At 63.7% G+C, this 21092-nt stretch carries 15 protein-coding genes and 1 pseudogene; 10 read left to right on the forward strand and 6 right to left on the reverse strand.

Translation table 11 applies throughout. The features are described 5' to 3' along the window. The first annotated feature begins 189 nt into the window (after nucleotides 1–189). From rpsF to dnaB, 5 genes are all read left to right on the forward strand, one after another. Nucleotides 190–480, forward strand: coding sequence for a 30S ribosomal protein S6 (rpsF, locus tag K6L26_RS01480; RefSeq protein WP_003884149.1), 291 nt, complete (start codon nucleotides 190–192; stop codon nucleotides 478–480). A 69-nt stretch (nucleotides 481–549) separates the two neighbouring features. Further along, entirely contained in the window at nucleotides 550–1050 is a 501-nt protein-coding gene (locus tag K6L26_RS01485) for a single-stranded DNA-binding protein (RefSeq protein WP_019345198.1), read from the forward strand. 36 nt (nucleotides 1051–1086) lie between these two features. Then, nucleotides 1087–1347, forward strand: a complete 261-nt coding sequence (gene rpsR, locus K6L26_RS01490) for a 30S ribosomal protein S18 (RefSeq protein WP_003884147.1) — start codon at nucleotides 1087–1089, stop codon at nucleotides 1345–1347. A gap of 11 nt (nucleotides 1348–1358) precedes the next feature. Continuing rightward, nucleotides 1359–1814 carry a 50S ribosomal protein L9 gene (gene rplI, locus K6L26_RS01495; protein WP_003884146.1) on the forward strand — a complete coding sequence of 152 codons (456 nt, stop codon included), beginning with the start codon at nucleotides 1359–1361 and terminating at the stop codon, nucleotides 1812–1814. Nucleotides 1815–2328: 514 nt separating this feature from the next. Continuing rightward, on the forward strand, nucleotides 2329–3714 hold the full coding sequence (gene dnaB, locus K6L26_RS01500) for a replicative DNA helicase (RefSeq protein ID WP_019345200.1): 1386 nt from the start codon (nucleotides 2329–2331) through the stop codon (nucleotides 3712–3714). A 475-nt stretch (nucleotides 3715–4189) separates the two neighbouring features. Here dnaB and K6L26_RS01505 read toward each other — a convergent pair whose 3' ends face one another. The 5 genes from K6L26_RS01505 to K6L26_RS01525 are packed head-to-tail and all read right to left on the reverse strand — an operon-like array spanning nucleotide 4190 to nucleotide 13561. Then, nucleotides 4190–7195: a hypothetical protein gene (locus K6L26_RS01505; RefSeq protein WP_221852489.1), complete on the reverse strand. Its 3006-nt coding sequence runs from the start codon at nucleotides 7193–7195 to the stop codon at nucleotides 4190–4192. Next, a complete protein-coding gene (locus tag K6L26_RS01510) occupies nucleotides 7192–7830 on the reverse strand; it encodes a hypothetical protein (protein WP_221852491.1) in 639 nt (212 codons plus the stop codon). Before K6L26_RS01510 ends, K6L26_RS01505 begins: the two co-directional genes overlap by 4 nt. 2 nt (nucleotides 7831–7832) lie before the next feature. Beyond that, a complete protein-coding gene (locus K6L26_RS01515; protein WP_076210632.1) occupies nucleotides 7833–8153 on the reverse strand; it encodes a hypothetical protein in 321 nt (106 codons plus the stop codon). Nucleotides 8154–8180: 27 nt separating this feature from the next. Further along, nucleotides 8181–11153 carry a CHAT domain-containing protein gene (locus K6L26_RS01520; RefSeq protein ID WP_221852492.1) on the reverse strand — a complete coding sequence of 991 codons (2973 nt, stop codon included), beginning with the start codon at nucleotides 11151–11153 and terminating at the stop codon, nucleotides 8181–8183. 14 nt (nucleotides 11154–11167) lie between these two features. Continuing rightward, nucleotides 11168–13561 (reverse strand): AAA family ATPase, encoded by a 2394-nt coding sequence (locus K6L26_RS01525; protein ID WP_221852494.1) that lies wholly within the window; start codon nucleotides 13559–13561, stop codon nucleotides 11168–11170. Between the two features lie 1270 nt (nucleotides 13562–14831). Here K6L26_RS01525 and K6L26_RS01530 point away from each other — a divergent pair. The 4 genes and pseudogenes from K6L26_RS01530 to K6L26_RS31990 all read left to right on the forward strand — a co-directional run. Further along, the gene (locus K6L26_RS01530) at nucleotides 14832–15569 is read left to right on the forward strand and encodes a TnsA-like heteromeric transposase endonuclease subunit (RefSeq protein WP_221853316.1); all 738 of its coding nucleotides are present in this window, start codon (nucleotides 14832–14834) and stop codon (nucleotides 15567–15569) included. Further along, nucleotides 15566–17689 (forward strand): TnsB C-terminal domain-containing protein, encoded by a 2124-nt coding sequence (locus K6L26_RS01535; RefSeq protein WP_221852496.1) that lies wholly within the window; start codon nucleotides 15566–15568, stop codon nucleotides 17687–17689. The genes K6L26_RS01530 and K6L26_RS01535 overlap by 4 nt, the downstream gene beginning before the upstream one ends. Beyond that, nucleotides 17686–18798, forward strand: coding sequence for a TniB family NTP-binding protein (locus tag K6L26_RS01540; protein WP_221852498.1), 1113 nt, complete (start codon nucleotides 17686–17688; stop codon nucleotides 18796–18798). Before K6L26_RS01535 ends, K6L26_RS01540 begins: the two co-directional genes overlap by 4 nt. Next, a pseudogene (locus K6L26_RS31990) lies at nucleotides 18795–19220 on the forward strand (TniQ family protein); the annotation flags it as partial. The gene K6L26_RS01540 and the pseudogene K6L26_RS31990, both read left to right, overlap by 4 nt. A gap of 114 nt (nucleotides 19221–19334) precedes the next feature. Here the strand turns inward: K6L26_RS31990 and K6L26_RS31590 are convergent. Further along, the gene (locus K6L26_RS31590) at nucleotides 19335–19613 is read right to left on the reverse strand and encodes a hypothetical protein (RefSeq protein WP_245008668.1); all 279 of its coding nucleotides are present in this window, start codon (nucleotides 19611–19613) and stop codon (nucleotides 19335–19337) included. A gap of 384 nt (nucleotides 19614–19997) precedes the next feature. Here K6L26_RS31590 and K6L26_RS31595 point away from each other — a divergent pair, with 384 nt between their 5' ends. Further along, nucleotides 19998–21089 (forward strand): hypothetical protein, encoded by a 1092-nt coding sequence (locus tag K6L26_RS31595; RefSeq protein ID WP_245008669.1) that lies wholly within the window; start codon nucleotides 19998–20000, stop codon nucleotides 21087–21089. The last annotated feature ends 3 nt before the right edge of the window (nucleotides 21090–21092 follow it).

Below are 21092 nucleotides of genomic sequence, written 5' to 3' on the forward strand. Positions count from 1 at the left end.
CCCTGACCATAGGGCCCGTTGGGATAGGTCACCGATTCCCCCGATACTCCGAGACGACGGGGCCACTTTATACGGATTTCGCAGATCAGGGCGATTTCGGGTAGCCTGGGCCGGTTGCCGACGCAGGCGACCCTCCTGCCACGGAATCCACCGTGGCCGTACACGACCAGAGGAGGTGATGAGGTTCTAATGCGTCCATACGAAATCATGGTCATTCTCGACCCCACACTTGACGAGCGCACCGTAGCTCCGTCGCTGGAGACGTTCCTGAACGTCGTCCGCAAGGATGGCGGCAGTGTCGACAAGGTCGACATCTGGGGCCGTCGCCGGCTGGCTTACGAGATCGCCAAGCACGCCGAGGGCATCTACGCCGTTGTCGACGTCAAGGCGGAACCGGCCACCGTGTCCGAGCTCGACCGTCAGCTCAACCTGAACGAGTCCGTGCTGCGGACCAAGGTGATGCGGACCGACAAGCACTAAAGGCTGTCAGTCGTCGGCGGGGCTACGTAGGCTTCGCGCAAACGGACATGCCTATCCCAGGAGGATCTCGTGGCTGGTGACACCACCATCACAGTTGTCGGAAACCTGACCGCTGACCCGGAACTGCGTTTCACCCCGTCCGGCGCAGCTGTTGCCAACTTCACCGTTGCTTCTACGCCGCGGATGTTCGACCGGCAGACCAATGAGTGGAAGGACGGCGAAGCGCTGTTCCTTCGGTGCAACATCTGGCGTGAGGCGGCCGAGAACGTGGCCGAGAGCCTCGTGCGGGGTTCGCGGGTGATCGTGACCGGCCGGCTCAAGCAGCGTTCGTTCGAAACCCGTGAGGGCGAGAAGCGCACCGTTGTCGAGGTCGAGGTCGACGAGATCGGTCCGTCCCTGCGCTACGCCACGGCCAAGGTCAACAAGGCCAGCCGTAGCGGCGGCGGAGGCGGCGGCTTCGGTGGTGGCGGCGGCGGTGGTTCGCGCCAGGCCGAGCCCAAAGACGATCCGTGGGGCAGTGCACCGGCGTCCGGTTCCTTCAGCGGGGCCGACGACGAGCCGCCGTTCTGATCAACAACGAAAATTTTTGCAAGGAAGAGATAACCAATGGCCAAGTCCACAAAGCGACGGCCGGCACCGGAAAAGCCGGTCAAGACTCGTAAGTGCGTGTTCTGCTCCAAGAAGGGTAAGGGGCAGGTCATCGACTACAAGGACACTGCGCTGCTGCGCACCTACATCAGCGAGCGCGGCAAGATCCGTGCCCGCCGGGTGACCGGCAACTGCGTCCAGCACCAGCGCGATGTCGCCATCGCGGTGAAGAATGCCCGCGAGGTGGCTCTGCTGCCGTTCGGTTCGTCGACGCGGTAGGGGATAGACCAATGAAGCTGATTCTCACCGCTGAGGTGGAGCACCTGGGTGTCGCCGGCGACGCTGTCGAGGTCAAGGACGGCTACGGCCGTAACTACCTGCTGCCCCGTGGGCTGGCCATCGTGGCTTCCCGCGGTGCCGAGCGCCAGGCCGAGGAGATCCGTCGGGCTCGCGAAGCCAAGACCATCCGGGGTGTCGAGCACGCCAACGAGCTCAAGACCGCTCTGGAGAACCTGGGCGAGGTTTCGCTGCCGGTTCACGCCGCTGCCGACACCGGCAAGCTGTTCGGTTCCGTGACCGCGGCTGACGTCGTGGCCGTGATCAAGAAGGCCGGTGGCCCGAACCTCGACAAGCGCACGGTGCAGCTGCCCAAGGCGCACATCAAGTCCGTCGGCACGCACCCCGTGACCGTCAAGCTGCATACCGGGGTGGAAGCCAAGGTGTCGCTCAACGTTGTTGCGGAGTAATCCGGTCGCGGAGTAATCCGTAGCGGAGTCATTCCGCCGGCACTCAATCGCCCGGGTGGGGACCTGTAGAGGTTTCCACCCGGGCGTTGCTGTGTCTCTGGCGAACTCTTTGCGGGAAACCCTGGACAGCGAAGCACACTCGGTGTTAACCGGGGCGGTTCCCAGACGCAACACAACACGCCCGGGACGGCAACCCGGCACGACACGCCGAAGAACTTCCCATGCACAATGACTGACAGCCTCCGTGGCACCCTGAGCTGGGAAAACAACAGATCGTTCGGGATTGATCCACAGGTTCTCCCCAGAGCCTCAACACTGCGACCGAGACCTATCCCCATGCCATCCACAGGTTGATCAACAGGGGCGGTTTCGGGCGGCGCCAGCAACGTCTACCGTGGTGCGTCGCAGCGCCGTCACAAAGCTTTGTCGGAGCCCTGCTTTACAGTTGCAGTACCGATTCGAATAAACGTTCGAGTCTGTCGAAAGACGGGTCTCGGAAGGGGGTGGGGAGTCCGTGGCGGTGGTGGACGACCTGGGGCATCCAGATTCGGAGATGGATGGTCCTCCGCCTGGGGAGGATTTCGGCCGGCAGCCGCCACAGGACATGGCAGCCGAGCAGGCCGTGCTCGGCGGCATGCTGTTGAGCAAGGACGCGATCGCAGACGTACTCGAGCGCTTGCGTCCCGGCGACTTCTACCGCCCGGCCCACCAGAACGTCTACGACGCGATCCTGGATCTCTATGGTCGGGGTGAGCCGGCCGACGCCGTCACCGTGGCCGCCGAGCTCGACCGCCGCGGCCTGTTGCGCCGCATCGGCGGAGCCCCGTATCTGCACACCCTGATCTCCACCGTGCCGACGGCGGCCAACGCGGGCTTCTACGCCGGCATCGTCGCTGAGAAGGCACTGCTGCGCCGCTTGGTGGAGGCCGGCACCCGGGTGGTCCAGTACGGCTACGCCGGCGCCGACGGAGCCGATGTCACCGATGTGGTGGACCGGGCGCAGGCCGAGATCTACGACGTCACCGAGCGGCGCGCCTCCGAGGACTTCGTGGCTCTCGAAGACCTGCTGCAGCCCACGATGGACGAGATCGACGCGATCGCCTCACAGGGCGGTATCTCGCGCGGTGTCCCGACGGGGTTCACCGAGTTCGACGAGATCACCAACGGCCTGCATCCGGGGCAGATGATCATCATCGCGGCGCGTCCCGGTGTCGGGAAATCGACGCTGGGCCTGGATTTCATGCGGTCCTGCTCGATCAAGCACCGGATGGCCAGCGTCATCTTCTCGCTGGAAATGAGCAAGTCCGAGATCGTCATGCGGCTGCTGTCTGCCGAGGCGAAAATCAAACTGGCCGATATGCGTTCGGGTCGGATGAGCGATGACGACTGGACCAAGCTGGCCCGCCGGATGAGCGAGATCAGCGAGGCGCCGCTCTACATCGACGACTCGCCGAACCTGACCATGATGGAGATCCGCGCCAAGGGCCGGCGGCTGGCTCAGAAGGCCGATCTGAAGCTCGTCGTCGTCGACTACATGCAGCTGATGAGTTCGGGTAAGAAGTACGAATCACGCCAGCAGGAAGTCTCGGACTTCTCCCGCAGCCTCAAGCTGATGGCCAAAGAACTCGAAGTACCGGTGATCGCGATCAGCCAGCTGAACCGCGGCCCCGAGCAGCGCACCGACAAGCGTCCGCAAGTCTCTGACCTGCGCGAATCGGGATCGCTAGAACAGGATGCGGATATGGTCCTGCTGCTGCATCGCCCCGACGCCATCGATCGGGAAGACCCGCGTGGCGGCGAAGCCGACATCATCCTCGGCAAGCACCGTAACGGCCCGACCGCGAATATCACTGTGGCGCACCAGCTTCACTTCTCGCGGTTCACCAATATGGCGCGCTGAGCCGCCGACAGTGTAGGGTCTCAGCTCACGTGTCATATTCTCAGCGCCGATGTCATGTGGTTGTCAGTTGTCTCAAGTTCATGTCATCAACCAAAGTTCCGACTACCCGCCGGGCATCAGAGGGTTTGAGCAGTCGGCCAGGTAGTCGTGGCCGCCGACGTAGATGGTCTCGCTGGGGGACGGGTCGTCGACCGCTCGTGCGACTGTGTATGCGAATTCGCTGATTGTCGGCAGCCCGCCCGCCGCCGCTCGACCGGAGTACACCGCTGCGGGATTGTGGCGTTCGGGTAGCCGGACAATGATCGTTCAGCAGACCCCTTCGGCATCGCCGATGTCCGTAGACTTGTCTGCGGCGGACCTTGTTGCGTGCGAATCATGAATGGATTCCGTCGCGGTTCTCGCAGGTGCCTCGTTAGCCTTGTGTTACGCGCGACTTAACCGGTTCGCACAGAATCACACTATTGAGGAGCGAGCGTTAGTCGCGCGTGTGGGGACGGTCGAGTAGACGCCCCAGTTCTTCCAGCCGGTGCGCGATATCAGGGTGACGTTCTTCCAGTGACTGGTAATCGGCCCGCAGGTCGGTCAGCTGTCGCCACAACACGGTGCGCCCGGTTTCTAGGTTTGTCAGGGCGATCGCCGGTTGCTGCGCGTCTAGGGCTGCGGCGCATGAGGCGCCGGCCAAGGAACCGATGTCGCGCAGAGCTTGTTCGCGGCCAGGTCGGTCAAGGCCGTGCCAGGCGACGATGGGCACGCATGCGACGGCCTGGGCGTAAGCGTACGCGGCGGCAGTCGTATCGCCTACGTTGTGGGCGGCGACGGCAGCGGACTCAGCGGCGACGAGACGGGTGCTTGGCGGTGTGGTCGATGAGCAGGCCTGGGTCCAGTGCTGTTGCGCCGCTGTGTAATCAGCGTGCCGGCCGACCGCTTCGTATCGGCTGTGGTGAGCGTTGCCCAGGGCGAGATGAAGTGCTCCGTAATGGGGATGAGTTTCAGAGGTGCCCTTAGCTGCAGCGGTGAGCAGTGCGATGGCGGTGTCGATGTCGTGTTGGACGCGCCGAGTCCGGTAACGCATGCGAAGCAGCATCGCGAGGTTGGTGTTGTAGAGCGCAGTCGAGGGGTGTTGGGGCGGGCTCAGTGACTGTGCGCGTGTGGCAGCTTGGATGGCGGCGTCGAGGTCGTCTGGATCGGCGTCGAGGTCGAAACGGTCGCTGTAGGACAGTGCGAGGTTCGACCAATACGCGGCGATGGCGGGAACTGCGCTGTCGTTGATCGCGACCGAACGCCGGCCTGCTAGAATGGCGGCCCCCATCGCGTCTCGGTCACCGTGGGTGTTGGCGTAGGCGCGCAGCGCGTTTCCCAGGTTGGATTGCCGGGCGCGCTGGAACGGGCTCAGGGCCGGGGTGGCGTCGACACCGCGTTGTGCTGCGTGCACGGCGTCAGCGATATCTCTTGCGGCGTGACGCAATTCGTAGCGGGTGAGCAGTGCGTTCCCCAGGTTGGTGGCCGCCACGGCTACTTGACTCTGATTGGCCGTTCGCAGGGCCAGCATGCCGTGGCGCACGGCCTCGTCGAGGCTGGCGCTATGTCCGGTGGTTTCGTAGCGCGTGAGAAGGCACGTAGCCAGGGTCGTGTGCCGTGTGGGCCGTGACGGGTGGTCTGCGGGCGTTTGGGCTAGGGCGATGTCGGCGGCTTGGCGGGCCCAGCTGAGATCGTCGACGTTGGCGGTGCGCTCGAACAGCGCGCGGCGCGCTCCGGCGAGCAGGTCCAACAGATGAGCGCACCGTGTGGGGTCGGGATGTGCGCGCGCCAGCGCAACGTTGGCGGCGGCGATCGCGGTGTGGAGGTCTGGGAGGTGGCCGAACAGGTCGTAGCGGGTGCGCAGCGCCAAAGCGAGGGTCGCGAGTGCGGTCAGTCGGTCCCCGGAATTCGGGGGGAGGTTTTCTGAGGCGTTGAGGGCCGCATCCACTGCGGTGTCCAAATCTGCTGCCTGCCCCGTGGTTTCGCTACGCGCGAGGTAGGCGTTGGCCAGATTGGCCTGGGTAACGGCGCGCTGTGCGGCGTCGCTGGCGGTGTGGGTGGTCGCGGTGTGCAGTGCGGTGATGGCGGCGTCGAGATCATCGAGGTGGTGGCGGTGATCGAAGCGGGTGATCAGGTCGGCGGCGAGGTTGGAAAGTACGACACTTCGGAGGCGACTTGGGGTGTCGGCGTGTACTTGCAGCAGTGTGATGGCTTCGTCGAGGGCGGCGTCGTTGCCGTGGACATCGTGGGTGAGTGCCAGGGTGTTGGCCAGGGTGATGACGTGTGCCAGGTCCGCCGTTGATGGGTCGGGAGCCGCGCGTCTGGCGGCAGCCACGGATGCCTCGGCGTCGCCGGGGTGCCGTCTACTGGCGAGCGCGATGGCGAGCGCGTCGAAGGCTTCTGGGCTCGGCTGAAGGGTGCTGGCAATGCGGGCCAAAGCAACGGCGTGGTCGATGTCTGCGGAGTCGGTGGTGTGTTCGAAGCGGCGGTGCAACGCCGAGCTGGTGAACGTGGCTGCCGGCGCGTGTTCAGGGTCCGTGCGCACAGCTTGCAGCCCGAAGTGGATGGCGTCATCGAGGTCGGCCGGGTTGCCGCGCAGTTCGTAGCGGGCCAGATAGGCGCCGGCCACGATGATCCATTGGTTGGCGGAGCTGTCTGCGGTGGTGGTGGCCGCGAGCCCATGGGTGATGGCCTCGGTAATCAAGGTGTCGTCGCGGCGTGACTGGCCGAGTTCACGCAGCGCAAGGCACAGATTAGACAGGTATATCCCGTGTTCGGGGTCGCCGGGGTGCGCGAGCTGAACTGCGCGGCGAGCTGCGGCGGCTCCGTCGGCGAGGCTTTCGGCGTCGGCCGTTCGGCGGCTGAGCTGCAGAGTGGCCAGGTCGCACCAGTAGTGTGCGGCGGCGCGGTCGGCGGGAGCAACCAGGGTGGCGGCGGTGCGGGCGGCAGCGACTGCCGATGCCATGAGGCTTTGCGTGGGCTGCACGTCGTGGCGGGCTCGAAGTGTCGTGGCGTGGCTGGACCAGCTCAGCGGGTCGTCGGGTAGAAGGGTCGTAGCCTGCTCCGTGTGTCGCAGTGCCTCCTCGAAATGGTCCGGCATGCCCAAAGCCGTTGCACTTTCGCGGTATACGTTGCCGAGCAACATGTGAGCTTGGCCGGCGAGCGCGGGCTCATCGGTGAGACCGGGTAACGCGGTGCGCAACCGGGACGCGGCCAGCGCGAGTAGGTGGGTACGGCCGGTGTAGTCGTAGACCTCGATCACCGCGTCCGCTGTGGCGAGTTGTCGGTGGGGGTGGGTGCCGCAGCAGTGGGCGGCAGCAGCGGCAACGACGTGGTCGGTGCAATAGGCGATATGCCGTTGCAGCAGGTTTTCCAGTGCCACACAGGCGCTGGCGCGAGTGTCGATGCGTCGCAGTAACTGTCGGGCGCGCAGGTCGAGCCATACCCGTCGGACGATGTTCACGACTTCGGGCAGGACTCCACGGGGGTGAGCGTCTGAACCTTGGTGAGGTCGACGACCACGGTTCCCGCTGCCGTGTCGAGGGTCAACGATCCGTTGCGTGCTTGCTTGGATGTGCCGCACCACAGCGTGCCGCCGCCATCGGTGACGGCGATCTTTGACCCACTCCTGGCCGGGCCGTACCAGGTCGAACCAATCGCCGCGACCAAGAGGACGACCGCTAACCCGGTCAGTAGCAGACCGATGCGCAGTCGGCGTAGCGCCGACATGGCCAGATCGTGGGTGGTGGCGGCGACGGCTGTGGTGCCATCGGAGCGCTGCCCGCTGATCACCGGGATGGGTCGTGGTGTGCCATGAGCGGCGCCGAGGATCAGCCAGGCCGCGGCGGCTCCGACGACCAAGACCGCGGCCAGCAGGACGCCGACGAGCATGGCCCAACCTGGCGACAGTTGGTTCAGATTGGAGCGGCCCTGAATCAGGCTGAACCCGATGACCGCGGCCAACAAGCCCGCTAGGCCTTTTCGCCAGCTATCGGCCATCGCCCGGACGGCCGGAAGCTCATTGGCCACCACCTGGTAGGCGGCGTATGCGTCTTGGCGATCGGCGGCAGTGGCCCCCGAGCTAGAAACGAGTCTCACCGTCACTCCTCCAGCGAGAGATTCCAGTAGGCACCGCAACCGATCTCGCCGTCGGGACGCCCGTCGTGCGGGGCCGAGCAGGTGCAGATCATCTTGGCGATGCGGCGATTGGCCGGTAGAGCGGAGATGCCAGTGGGCGGCAAGATCCCTCGGTAGGAGTCATCCACCCACGGGTATTGCATCGGATCGGCGCACCGCGGACAGGGCCCGACCAGTACGATGCCGCCGGTCGTGGGCTGAGCGACGAACGTGGTGGCCGCGGCGGCTGAGAAGGCGTCGGTGGTCTCTATATCGAATCGCCTCGCAGCGTGCGGTGAGGTCATGAGCGGTCGGTCCTCAGCGCCGTCACCTCACGGGCCGACGTGGACGAAGCCGGCCCAATGCAGGGGAAGCGACGGAGCGGCGTCGCGCAGGGTGCGCACGGCGCAGTGGAGCGCTGCGGCGGCATTGCGATCATCGAAATCTCCTGTGTTGGTCAGAGTTTGGTAGAGATTAGTGAAGACGTCGCGGGCGTCGGCGTCGCGAACTGACCACAGGGTCCCGACGACGTGCCGGAAGCCGGTGTAGTGCAATGCGGCAGCCAAGGTGATGGCTTCATCGAGCAGCTCCTTTCCCCCCACGGCCGTTTTGCAGGCCGCCAGCCCGACGAAGTCACCATGCCAGGAGCGTGCGGCGATGTCGAGAACACTGAGCGTGGTGTCACTGAGGAGCAGACCACCGTGGGAGGGGTCGTCGAGGTCCTGATCGCCGTGGCAGTCGAAGTGCACGATGGGGTGAGTGGCCAGCGCCGCAAGCACCGCGTCGCGGGTGGCGTCGGCCCCGGTCAGCGTCGAGAGCAGTTCCGGTGGGGTTGCCGCGCGCAGCGCCGTGTCCTCAGCCAGGGCGCTCTGCGCGCCGGCGTCGGTCGGGGAAACGACCAGGACCCGCCGTCGAGTGGATGTCGGCGGGGTGGATGCGCGGGCGCGTACCAGCGCCTCGACGGTGGGTGTGTACGACGAGACGCATCGATCCATCACAGTGCGGCCCGTGTCGTCGAACAGGCCGGCGGCGTGCAGCGGTAGCAAGGTCAGCGGCCCCGTAGGACACCACCACAGTCGGCCGGTTCCGGCGCAAGTGAGATCCAGGTGTGCCAGCACCGGGTCGGCGATCGTGTTCCATAGCCACGCCAGAAGTTCGGTCAACATGGTGTTGGCCTCGACGTGCGCGGCATCGGCAGCGGTGGCCGCCCGGTACACGCGCAGCGCGGCGGTGCGACTGTCGTCATGGTCGGCGACGGCGCGTGCGCCGGCGTGCGCCTGCACGGCCTGGTCCAAAGCGGTAAGCGTGTGGAGGTAGCGGGCCAGCCATGCGGCGGTGTCGTCGTGGGTGAGCGCGGGCAGTGGGCAGATCTGTACACCGTCGGGAGTGAGAAGTAGTGCGTCACAGCGTGTCTGGGCAATATTGATGACGGCGACGGGCCCGACTGCGGTGACCGCCAGCAGTTGTTCGACGGGTAGTGGGCGCAGGAAATTCTCGAAGCCGTCGAGATTGGTGCGGACGTGTTCGATGAGGTCGTCCCATTCGCGGGCCCAGGCCATGCGTTCGTCGTGGCCGGCGTTGTGGGGCGGTGCCATACTGGTCGGCTCCTTCTCGGGTGTGGTTGTGCGATGTTTCGCGGGTGTGGGAGGCGTCGACACGGTGGAGGGGTCCAGCGCGGCGGTTAGCGCGCGTAGGCGGTGCGCGGTGGTCGGGTGGCCGACGGTCAGGTCGTGCAAGTCGCTTCGGAAGTGGAGCAGCTGGGACCAGAGCACGGCTCTGCTCTGTTCGTGGGCTTGCAGAGCGAGCTGAGGGCGGTTGTGCTGGATGGCGCTGGCCACGGCGGCGCCGGCCAAGGTGTTCACTTCGGTGAGCACCGCTTCCTGACTGGCGCGGTCTATGCCGTGCCAGGCCAGCCTTGGCAGCAGGTCGAGGGCGGTGACGTGCGCGAGCAGTGCGGTGGCGCTGTGGGGGGCGGTTCTCTCGGCGAAATCGGCCCAGCGGCGGGCTGCCCGCAAGCGGTCCATAGTGGCGCCGGTGGGTGAGGTGGCGGCGCGCCGCCAGGTCGTGACTGCGGCGTGCCACGCGTCGGGGGCCCCGGTGGTATCGAAGTGCACTCGGTGCGCCAGACCGAGGTTTTCGTGGAACATCGCATGGTTAGCCGAGCCGGGTGTGAGCAGTGCGACCGCCGCGGTGGCCGTTGCGACAGCTTCGGCGGCGGTGTCAGGGTCACCAGTTGCTGCCGCGTAGTTGGCCAGTGCGTAGCCGAGGTCGTTGGTGCGCAACGCCAGGTCGTAGCGGTTGACGCCAGTATCGGCGACTGCCTCGCGCGCGCAGGTGATCGCCTCGTCGAGGTCGGCAGCGTGTTGAAGGCTGTCATAGCGGGTCAGCAGTGCCGCGGCGAGGTCGGCGCTGCGCCAGCCGCGGCGGGTCGGCGCGGCATCGGGCAGTGCGCCGCGGAGCAGGTCGATCGCCTCGTCGATGTCGGTGGTGTCGACATGGTGGGTGAAGCCGCGGGTTGCAGCGATGTAGCGGGATCGCAGTGCTGCAGCCAAATTCGCCATTCGGGCGCTGCGGCTGTTGGTGGTGGCGGGAGCCGTCAGGCTGGCGCGGGCGGCTCGTATTGCGCCGTCGAGGTCAGCGGTGTGGCGGCGTGCGAGGAATCGGTCGCGCAGACAGATCGACAGGTTGGACTCGTACCCACCCCAGAGCGCGGTTCCCGAGGCCGTTGCGGCGGCGGCCCGCGCCATATCGATCGATTCGTCGAGGGCGGCGAGGTCGCCCTCGTGTTCGTAGTGGATGCGCAACGACAGGGAAAGTTCGGATTGGGCGCGTGCCCGTGCGGTGTCGGTGCGCGCCTCCTCTAGGGCGCCGCGGCACAGTACAAGCGATTCGGTGAGGTCGGCATCGACGTGGCAGGCGGTGAAGCGGGTTCGCAGGAACGCGGCCAGCCGGGCCCGGCCGAGCGCGGTTGGAGGATCGCTGGGCGGTGCTGCCTGCAGTGAGGCGCGCTGGGCAGCGATGGCGTCGTCGAGGTCGCTGGGTGCTCCGTGGTGGCGGTGGCGCATTCCGTAGGCCGCGGCGCGGTTGTTGAGCCTCAGCGCGCGCACGCGTGCCAGCCGTACCGGCCACTCCGTGTCGGCGTGTGGGGGCGCCGGGGCGTTGTCGATGGCGGCGAGGGCGGCGGTGAGCAGTTCTAGGGCGCGGGCCACTGCGCCGTCGGAGTAGGTTTCGGCCGCGGCCCGTAGTAAGGCCTCGGCGGCGCGTCCTTGCTCTTCGCCCGGAGTAGGCACCGACGGCTCGGTCATCTGGGGTGCCAGCGTCAGCTGGTGGTGTCGTTTGCCGAGGCGCGTACGGCTTGGTAGGCGAGCGACTCGATCGCTTTCACGAGGGCGGGGTAGTCCTCGATCGGTGCGCGAGGGTCGTCGTCGAGGTGGAACCGCTCGCGCCATTGGCGTGTCGTTGCCCGTACGTCCTCGGCGTCGGCGGAGTTGTCGAGTTGATCGGAGATTTCCTCGATGAGCGCGAGCACGTCCTCGCGGCGCGCGTTTCCGCGTTGGGTCCGCAGGAACTGTCGCTTGGCTCGGTTTATGCGGCTGGAAATTTTGTCGACCGCTTCGGCCCGCACGGCTTGTCGTTGTCGGTGTGCTAGCGCTGACAGCAGCAGCGTGAAGTTGCGTTGGGCGCGGTCAAGGTCGGCGTCTGAAATGGGGTGCTCGCTGGCGGAGCGGCTGCGGGCGGTGAGGGTCGCGATGACCGCGCGGGCGAACGCGACCTTGTCGAGGTGGAAACGGTCTGCGCCGGAGCGGGAGCGTACGTGTGTTTCGAGTTGCGCCAGCAGACCCGTCCTGGTGGTGTCGATGGTGAGGTCCTCGCGGCGCAGGTGCAGCGCGTCGATGTCGATGTCGGGCACAAATTCCTCGCAGTAGAACTTGACGGCAGCGACGGCGATGGAGACGGGGATGAGGTCTTCGATCACGGTGACGCCTGCGGGGTTGTCGCCGTCGATGCCGGCCAGCTCCGGATCGGTGAGTTGCAGGACGAAACGGTCGTCGATCAACGGGATCCCGTAGGCGCCCCCGGCTTGCAGTTGCTGGCGGGCCTCGTTACCGGCTTTGTCGCCGTCGAGTAGCACGATCACGGGTGGCTTCTCGACGTCACGTCCGCGAGCGAGGTAGACCATGTAGGGGACATGTCGGGTTCCGCCGGTCGGTACCAGGGTGATCGTGTTGAGGTCGAGACGGTCGCGGCTGGCCACGCCACGGGTGGTCAGCCAGCGTGCCACGCCCGCCAGTAGCACTTGGTCCGACGGTCCTTCCAGCATGAGGTTGCAGGTGCCGATGAACGTGGTTTCGGCGACGAACCCGCCGAACGCCGACCGGAGCGGTTCGTAGTGGTTGGCCGCGACGCTGGCCACGACGCGGGTGCCTTCGTCGAATTCGCCTTTCTCGACTACCCGGATGCGGCCGGCGTCGTTCTTGTCGATGAGAAACGGTGAGTGCGTGACGTAGACGACCTGGACTGGTGGTCGGGCGGGGTCGCGTGGATGAGCAAAATCTTCGAAGACGCGAAGCAGGTCCTGCTGCCCGGAGGAGGGCAGGAATCGGTCGGGTTCGTCCATGAGCAAAATTTCGTTGGCACCGTCGTCGGGCGGTGTATGGGCCAGGTACTGCACGAAGTAGCTCAGGAAGTACTTCAGGCCGTCGCTGCGCTCATCGAAGCCGTAGGAGCGACCGGTGCGATCGCGGATCATGAAAATGAGGTGGTATTCGTGCAGGGCCACGAATAGTTCGAAGCGGCTGTCCTGTGACCACCAGTGCGGGAAATTCAGGGCTTTGGCCAGTTCGCTGTTGATGGTGTCGACGATGCTGTTGGCGTAGCCGTTTTGGGCGCGCACCGCCTTCTGCAGTTCGGCGAACAGGGAAGTGTCGAGATCTGCGACCTTCAGGAGCAAGTCGGCGGCCAGGGCGAACTTGCGAAGTTCGTCGTCATCGACGCGGCGAGTATCGGCGAACGCATCGGCGATCTCGGTGGAGCGTTCGCTGACGGTTGTGTGGGAATCGAACCAGCTGTGGTTGTCGAGGAATCGGTCCCAGACTCGGCGGAGGAAGTTGCGGCCCAGTGCAGTGGTCGCCGAACCGGTGACCAGGTACTCCAGTGGCACACTGTCGGGCAGTGGAACGTCGGTATCGATGAAGAAGGGCGCCGGAACACCGATGGTGCGCAGGGGTTTGGGTGTCTTGATGTGTGTCGGGCCGCTCCAGCTGCCGTTCTGGCGAAGGTAGATGCGGAACTTCGGGGTGGTGTTCATCCGGAAGACGGCCACCCGTTGGACCGGCCCCAGGTTCTCTTGCCCGATCATTTGCTCGATGGTGGCGACGTCGCCGGAAGTGACGTCACTGAACTCGGCCCCGAATTCCGGTAGGAGCAGGGCCTTGTCTACCCCGAAGAAGGTGGAGTATCGGCAGAAGTCGCTGCGGTCGAAGCCTTCACCGGTCAGTGCGGCGGATATGGCGCGCAGCATCTGACTCTTACCGGATTCGTTGCCGCCGACCACGGTTGTGATGTCTGGACGCAAACGTAGACGCACGAACGGGTAGTCAGCGCCTGACGGTGTCTCATCCCAGGGGTCAGGCTGGTAGGTGTCCGATGAAGCGCGGATGTAGTCGTAGTTCAGCGGCCGGAAGAACCGGGCGTAAGTTGCGTGCAGTCGCATACAAAGGTCCTGTCGTGTACCGAAGACGTGGTTCTGATTGTTTCAGCTAGGTACGACGCGAATGCGCGGTTTGAGATGCGCTCTGACGGACGTGTTGGTGCGCGGCTTGGTGTCCGCGCGGGTTCATCGCTTGGTGAGCAGCTGTTCGAACTGTCGGAATGCAAGCGCCCCCATCCCAGCGCCAACGCGAAAGGCATGAGCACTAAGCTAAGACCAGTCCCGCGGTCTCCCATCTGGTTGACCGACGCAAATCGCGCCGCTCAGCGTGCCGTGCCTCTGCGCGCCCCGTATCGATTTCTCAAGCGTCGTGTCGGTCATGGGAAGATCATCCACATCACATCCGACAGATCACTTCCCAGCGCTGGCGGCCTGTCCGGCCTGCAGCCCAGGAGTTCGACAAATGAGTGACTCAGTATCTCGATGACCGCGAAGACGGACCTCTGTTGCCGCGCCCGACAACTCGCGGACTAAGCAATCAGGCGGGGTTCGCGCGCGGCATGTGCCTTTAGTGTGATGCACATCACCTCCCAGAGGCTGACCTGTTCGCGTACTGCCTCACCTGCGCGATTCGTGTAGCGACGAGACACCGCCACTTGCAAGGTTGCAGCAGATGTGCGCACAGTGCCTAAGAGTCGAGGTGTTCACGTCGAGTGCGTAACTGTCGCCCGACGAGCATCGGTCCCCGATAACAGCGAATGAACTGGGCTCCCAGGGTGTTTGATTGTCGGTATTACGCCGGTGAAATGCCGGGATTATGCCGTCGCGTAGGCGTCAGCTGTCGAGGAGGAAGTGGTGATGGAACGACCTCACCTGGTTCCGCGGGACCGAGTCCGCGTGGAATTCCGCCTCCCACCGGCCGTCGCAGAGACGGCCTACCGTTGTGCGCGGGAGTGGAACGTCTCGCTGTCTGAAGCTGGCGCCCGGCTCATCGAGTCGGGTTACGAGAAGCACGCAGTGGCCGCGAAAAGCTCTGATATCCGGCGTGATTCAGATGAACCGAATCCGTCTGGACCACCGGCACAGGTGACTGCGTCGACAGAAGGGGCGGTGAGCAGCCCGCAGATGAAGTGAACCTCGCCGCGATAGCGGCAGATACCGATATAGCGAAAGGGCCGGGCTGCCACCCGGCCCTCGCTAGCGGCACAAGATGCCGCGTACCTACAAATCCCCTAACGGAGGGACCTCATGATTTCAGCCTATTCGCGTGCCCTTGTCAACGCCGCAGTACGCATCTTGATGGCACTCGGTGCCGGCGGTGAACGTGCCTGAGGTGCTTAGCGGTCCAGAGCCCGACCAGGCCACAGTCTCGTTCAGATCTAGCCAAGGCGCCGAGGCGGATACCACGGATTGGGAGAACGCACCCGCTGTCATCGCCGGCTCGCTTGCACCGTGGCGGACATTTCGGTGGTGGTATGGCCAGCGTCACTACTCGGGAACCTACTGGTCTGCTACACAGCGAGATCACGTGATCTACGAGTCGAGGCTGGAGCTAGCGCGTCTGCTCTATGCAGACTTCTGCCCAGACGTGAATTCCATCGTGGCACAGCCATTTCTGATCGAAGCCGAGGTCGAGGGAAAGCGGCGGAAGCATGTGCCGGACTACCTGTTTGGGACACCTGCAGGACCGGTCGTCGTTGACGTCAAGCCGCTGCACCGTACGACGGCCCCAAAAGTGTCCTACACCTTGGCGTGGACAAGACGGCTGGTCAGCAGTCTGGGATGGCACTACGAAGTATGGAGCGAGCCACCTCCGATTGAACTAGCGAACCTGCGATTTCTCGCGGGGTATCGCAATGAAGAGCGGATGAACCGGAAGGTCGTTGAACACCTCGAAGGGGCCCAGTTACACGGGCTCTCCATCAGACAGGTGATCAGCGCAACTACCGCGTGGCCGGAGTCATTAGTTCGTGCCAGCGTCCTCCATCTGTTGTGGCGCGGCGTAGTGGAAACCGATCTGCACGTCCCCCTTCAATCCACTGCCATTCTCCGAGAAGGAGTAACCAAATGAACCATCGCCTACGTATCGGGCCGGGCGTACGACTCACGTTCCAGGGTGAGTTGCTTGAGATTATCGAAATCCGCACCACCTCCTTTGGCAACGTCGTAACCGTCAAACCCGTTGGTACTACGCAGATTCGCGCCATCGCATTGCGTGAAATCCTGATGTATCACAGTGAACATGCTCATGACGAACTACACGAGGTGGCCACTAGCGATGGACCCGAGGACGTCGCGGCAACCGTTCTGGCAATGCTGAATCAAGCTGAGCGCAGGAAGCTCCGTGAGCGTGCCGACCACATCCGGGAGGTTCTTACCGGCTGTCCAGCCGCGGCGGCCAGTTCGGACGATATCGGCGCAGCTAAACCGGAGTATGACCCGTCGCTTCCACTAACTGCGCGCTATGAAGCGAAGGCCGCTGAACTTGGTGTTGACGTACGCACTGTCCAGCGGATGGTGGCTGCTTTCCGCGAGCATGGCGAGGCCGGTTTGGTCCGCGGCAAGGGGGTGCGGGTTAAGACGTTGCCGAGCGTCGATGAGCGATGGCGAGAGATCGCTATCGAGGTCATGGTGGAGCACACGGATCAATCACGGCCGTCGCGAACGGCGGTGATCAGGCGTACGAACGCACGTGTCACCGCCCGTTATGGAGCGGACGTCGTACCGATTCCAAGCCGGGCCACGGCATTTCGAGTGCTAACCGAGCTTGAGTCGAAGCACCCGACCTTTCGGCTGAGTACCAAGCGCAATCGCGATATCGCAGAGCGAAACCCGGGTGTATACGGAAAGCTTCGGCCTACCCGGCCAGGCGAGTACATGCTCATGGACACCACCAGACTCGACGTCTTCGCCATGGACCCTGTCACGTTGAGGTGGAGTCAGGTCGAGCTCACCGTGTCGATGGACTGGTACACACGGTGCATCACCGGATTGCGCCTGACGCCAGTGTCCACCAAATCTTCAGACGTCGCTGCCGTGCTGTTCCAGGCCTATCGACCGCTGTCTGCCCCGGCGACATGGCCAAAGGAGGCTACGTGGCCAGAGCACGGAATCCCGCGATCGGTATTGGTCGATACCAACGCCATCGACCGTGAGACTGCTCGGGTTACCGGGCCGACGATTGTCCCTGAAACACTGATTGTGGACCACGGCAAGGCCTACGGCGCGGACCATACAACCAGCGTCTGCCAACGCATGGGGATATCGATTCAGCCGGCACGGCTGCGGACCGGTCGAGACAAGGGTCCAGTCGAGCGTTTCTTTCGGACACTTCGGGAAGACCTTTTGCAGTACCTGCCGGGATACAAAGGTCCCGACATCCATTCCCGCGGGGCTGATCCCGAAGCAGATGCGCACTTCTACCTCAACGAACTTGAGGAAATTATCCGTGAGTGGATTGCGGTGGTTTATCACCGGCGGCCTCATGCGGGATTGGTAGATCCTGCACTACCGGGACTTGACCTGTCGCCGGTCACCATGTTCGAGCATGGGCTTGCCCGTGCTGGTTACATCGAGGCACCCCGCCACGGCAATCTCGCCTACGAGTTCCTAGGCGTCGAAAAGCGCACCATCCAGCACTACGGCATCGAAATCGGTGGCCGCCGATACAACGGCGCCGGGCTCGACCCCTACCGAAACGAGAAAAGCCCCTATCGCGGTGGGCTGTGGCCGGTGCACTACCACCCCGACGATGTCTCCCGCGTCTACTTCCGTGACCCTGCTGACCACCGTTGGCACACGCTGATGTGGGAGCACGCAGGTGCACTCGATGCACCGTTCAGTGAGGATGCCCTCGGCTATGCCCGAAAACTGGCCAGGCAGAAATACACATATCCCAACGACGAGCTGGCTCTGGAACTTCTGCTCGAACGATGGAACCTCGGCCTAGGCACATCCTCCGCCGAGCGTCGGATGGCTCTTCGACTGTCGCGTCAAGACGAGCTGCTATGTGCAACCGGAACTACTGACAGTCAAGCGATCTCGACGCTGCCTTCCGTACAGCGTGCACTTTCCACCGAATCCAACGATGAAGACGATGAGGCCGATCCGGCCCCTACCAGTGAATGCGGCGATGACGACGATGCCGACGGACCCGAAGATTTTTACGCAAGCGCTTGGGAGGACGCGTGACACCTCGTAACCGACCACACCAGCCGACGCTGGACAATCTCACCTTGTCGCGCAAAGAAGGGTGGTTTGCATACGCGGAGAGTCCCGCGCCCACTGCGCCGGAACCGCTGACGCGCACAGAAATCAAGAAACTCGGCACCGATGCCGCGTCGGACTACAACTCACAGCGGCGCCGATGGCATGCCAACCTCGGTCCCATCAAGACCCCGCAGTTGGCGAACCTCCATGAAGACCTGTGGGACATCGTGGACAGCAACCGTCACACCGGTGACAAGCCGAAGAGTGCGGTCGCCATCGACGGCTTTCCTGGTTTGGGTAAGACAACCGCTGGCTTGTCCTTCTGTCGGGACTTCCATCACCGCGAGATCGTCGAGCTTGGACGAACAACCACCGAAGGCCACCAAAGGATTCCGGTATGTCGAGTGGGGTTGGCCGGCAACACCGGCATGTTGGATTTCAACCGAGCGATGCTTGCATTCTTCGGCCACCCCGGCATCACTCGAGGAACGGCGGCTCAACTCGCCCATCGAGTGCTCGACTGTGTTCTGACATGCGAGACCCGACTGCTCATGATCGATGATCTGCACTTCCTGCGCTGGGGCAACAGCCAGAGCGTCGAGATCAGCAACCACTTCAAGTACATCGCAAACGAGTTTCCGGTGACAATCATCTACATCGGTGTCGGCCTGGCCGCCCGGGGGCTCTTCTCAGAAGGGGCCTCCTACCACGACGCGGTGATCGCACAAACTGGCCGCCGCACGACCAGGCTCAGCATGGAGCCCTTCAGTTCGAAGTCGAAGACAGGGCGACGGCAGTGGCGGCAACTACTGCTTTCCCTTGAGCAGCGAATTATCTTGGCGGACAAGCACCCTGGGATGCTTGCTGATGAGCTCTCCGATTACCTTTATGCTCGCTCAACCGGACATATCGGTTCGTTGATGACACTGATCAATCGCGGATGTCAACGGGCGGTTCGCACTGGAACGGAACGCCTCAGCAGGGATCTCCTTGACCAAGTCAAGAACGACGCTGCCGCTGAAAAGGCCCGTAAAGAATTGGAATCCGCGATCAAGAGTGGAAAAGTCACGACCCGGGACGACGTTGCGTGAGCGCTCTCCCGCGTCGCCTCCCCTTCAACGTTTTTCCTGTTGAAGGGGAGGCGCTGGACTCGTGGCTGGAGGCACTCGCTCACCGCACCCAGACCAGTTGGGCCGATCTGCTCACGGCCGTCGGTTTTGCCGAATCTGCCAGCAACCGCTGGCTCCCACCGTGGATGGTGGAGCTCTCCGATTGGCAGCGTGCAGCAATCCACGAAGCCACGGGTGTCTCGCCAACCACCATCGCCAGAATGACTCTGTCGCACTACGACTGCCGTGCACTCGCAATCGCTGACAGCCGGATCGACTTGGACAACACATTCCCCTGGGGCCCACGTGCCGGGACAAGATACTGCCCGCTGTGTCTCTCAGAGTCCGGCGGCCGGTGGCAGTTGGCCTGGCGTTTGAGCTGGACATTCGCCTGTCTCAAACACGGTTGTCTTCTCATTGACAGTTGTCCCGTCTGTCAAACCCGCTCTAGGGCACGGCACCTACCAGCGCACCTGATCCCTGCCCCAGGCCGATGCGATGCCCCCGCAAAGCAAAGTTCAACGCGGCACCCGCGATGTGCAGCCGATCTGACCAGTGCGCCGTTCGACATTCTCCGCAAAGAACACCATCCCGCCCTGGCTGCGCAGAGGTGGATTGATGGTGTGCTGACTGGCAATCGGGTCGAGACAGGCATCTTCGGCAGCAGCTGCGAGAACGGCTCCGAGGTGCTGCAGGCTGTCCGAGCAATTGCTGTCAGAGTTCTCGCTTACGCCACCCCGGGCGAGCTTGAAGCCATCATTCCAGTCGATCTGCTGCAGTTCTATGAGCGAGATCATCCACAGCTACCGACGCCCCAAACTCGAAGCACAACAAAGCAGCTCACTATTCGGTCGCCTAGACCGGCAAGCTTGACCGCCGTCGGGGTTGTCGCCGCGTTGCATTGCCTTCAACGGGATGACGTGCAATCAGCCGGAGAGGCGATGCGATGGCTGATTACTGCGATGCGGAAACGGAAAGCGCAGCCGTGCACCACAAATCTGCTGTGGAGCGGAGGCGTGACGAAGTCCGTACAACTCGCCGCACTTGGCCCTACCCTCAAGCCAAGCGACCAGCTGCGGTACCGCACCGCCACATCATCGCCAGCTGTTCCAACGCGGAAATCGGCCGATATTAGGCGGTTAGCCAGACGGATGCCGGCCTCCTTGTGGCAGGCTTGGTCGTTGCGGTTGGCGATTCCGGGCTGTCATCACCGTCAACTCCGCTCGGCATTAGCCGTGGTAGTGCTGCTCGTGGGGACCCGCGCGACTCTCGACTTCTGCGTTCGGACCATTCGCGGCTCGATCGATGGCCATGGCGTTTCCCGAATCCTTCAGCTACTGGAAAGGCATGCAGCTTGGCATGACATCAACTGCGCCATAAACGCTGTTGCCGACCACCTGAGCGACGTTGAGGTTCCGATTGACTACCACCGACGGCGCGAGCTGGACTATGGGTCCTTGTTGCCGGACAAATCATGGCGGCGTATCTGCCGAGACACTGACACCGCGTCCCAAGGCCCCGCCCGTGCGACGGTCGCCCGTCACTACTTGTATCAGCGCGTATCCGGGTCAACAGTTGAAAGCCAAGCCATCAGCGCAGCTTTGCGCACGAAGATTGCAAACTTCCCCTATCACCTGACCCCAGAACTAGCTGACGAACTCGATGAACACGCTGTGGAATTCCTGGCTAGTCAAGGGGTGCGGGGCGAGCCCATCCACTATGAGCCGTCGAGCGAGTGCTTTCGGGGCCTACAGTTGCCGGGCGACAACCCCGACGACGCCGACATCGACGGTCTGCACCACCATGTCAGGAACGGGCTGACTCTTGGTGATGCCGCGACACAGATTGGCGTCGAACTCGAAGTCGCACGTTATCTCTTGACCCGTTTTCCCGCACCAGTGGCACCGAACGGGGAGCACGGAGCCTACTACCGCGCGAAGCACGCCTACCCGCGGCCGCAATTCATCGACCTGTACCAAACGCAAGGAAAGAGCTTGCGCGACATGGCTAATGAGTTGGGTGTGAGCAGACAGACTATGGTCCGCCTCGCTGACGAGTACGACCTCGATCTCCGCAAACCTGGACGCGCGCCCAAAAAGACCATCAAGCGTGAGTGGTTGTACACCGAGTACGTCACTCACGGTCGACCGCTTCCCGATCTGGCACGCGAACAAGGGGTGAGTACCTCAACAATGGCGCGATGGGCCCAAACGCACGGGATCCCATTGAGACCTCGCGGCGGTGCCAGGGATCGCGCAGGTCCATCAACCTAACGA

It is taken from the genome of Mycobacterium farcinogenes, from assembly GCF_019739075.1.
Taxonomy (GTDB): Bacteria; Actinomycetota; Actinomycetes; order Mycobacteriales; family Mycobacteriaceae; genus Mycobacterium; species Mycobacterium senegalense.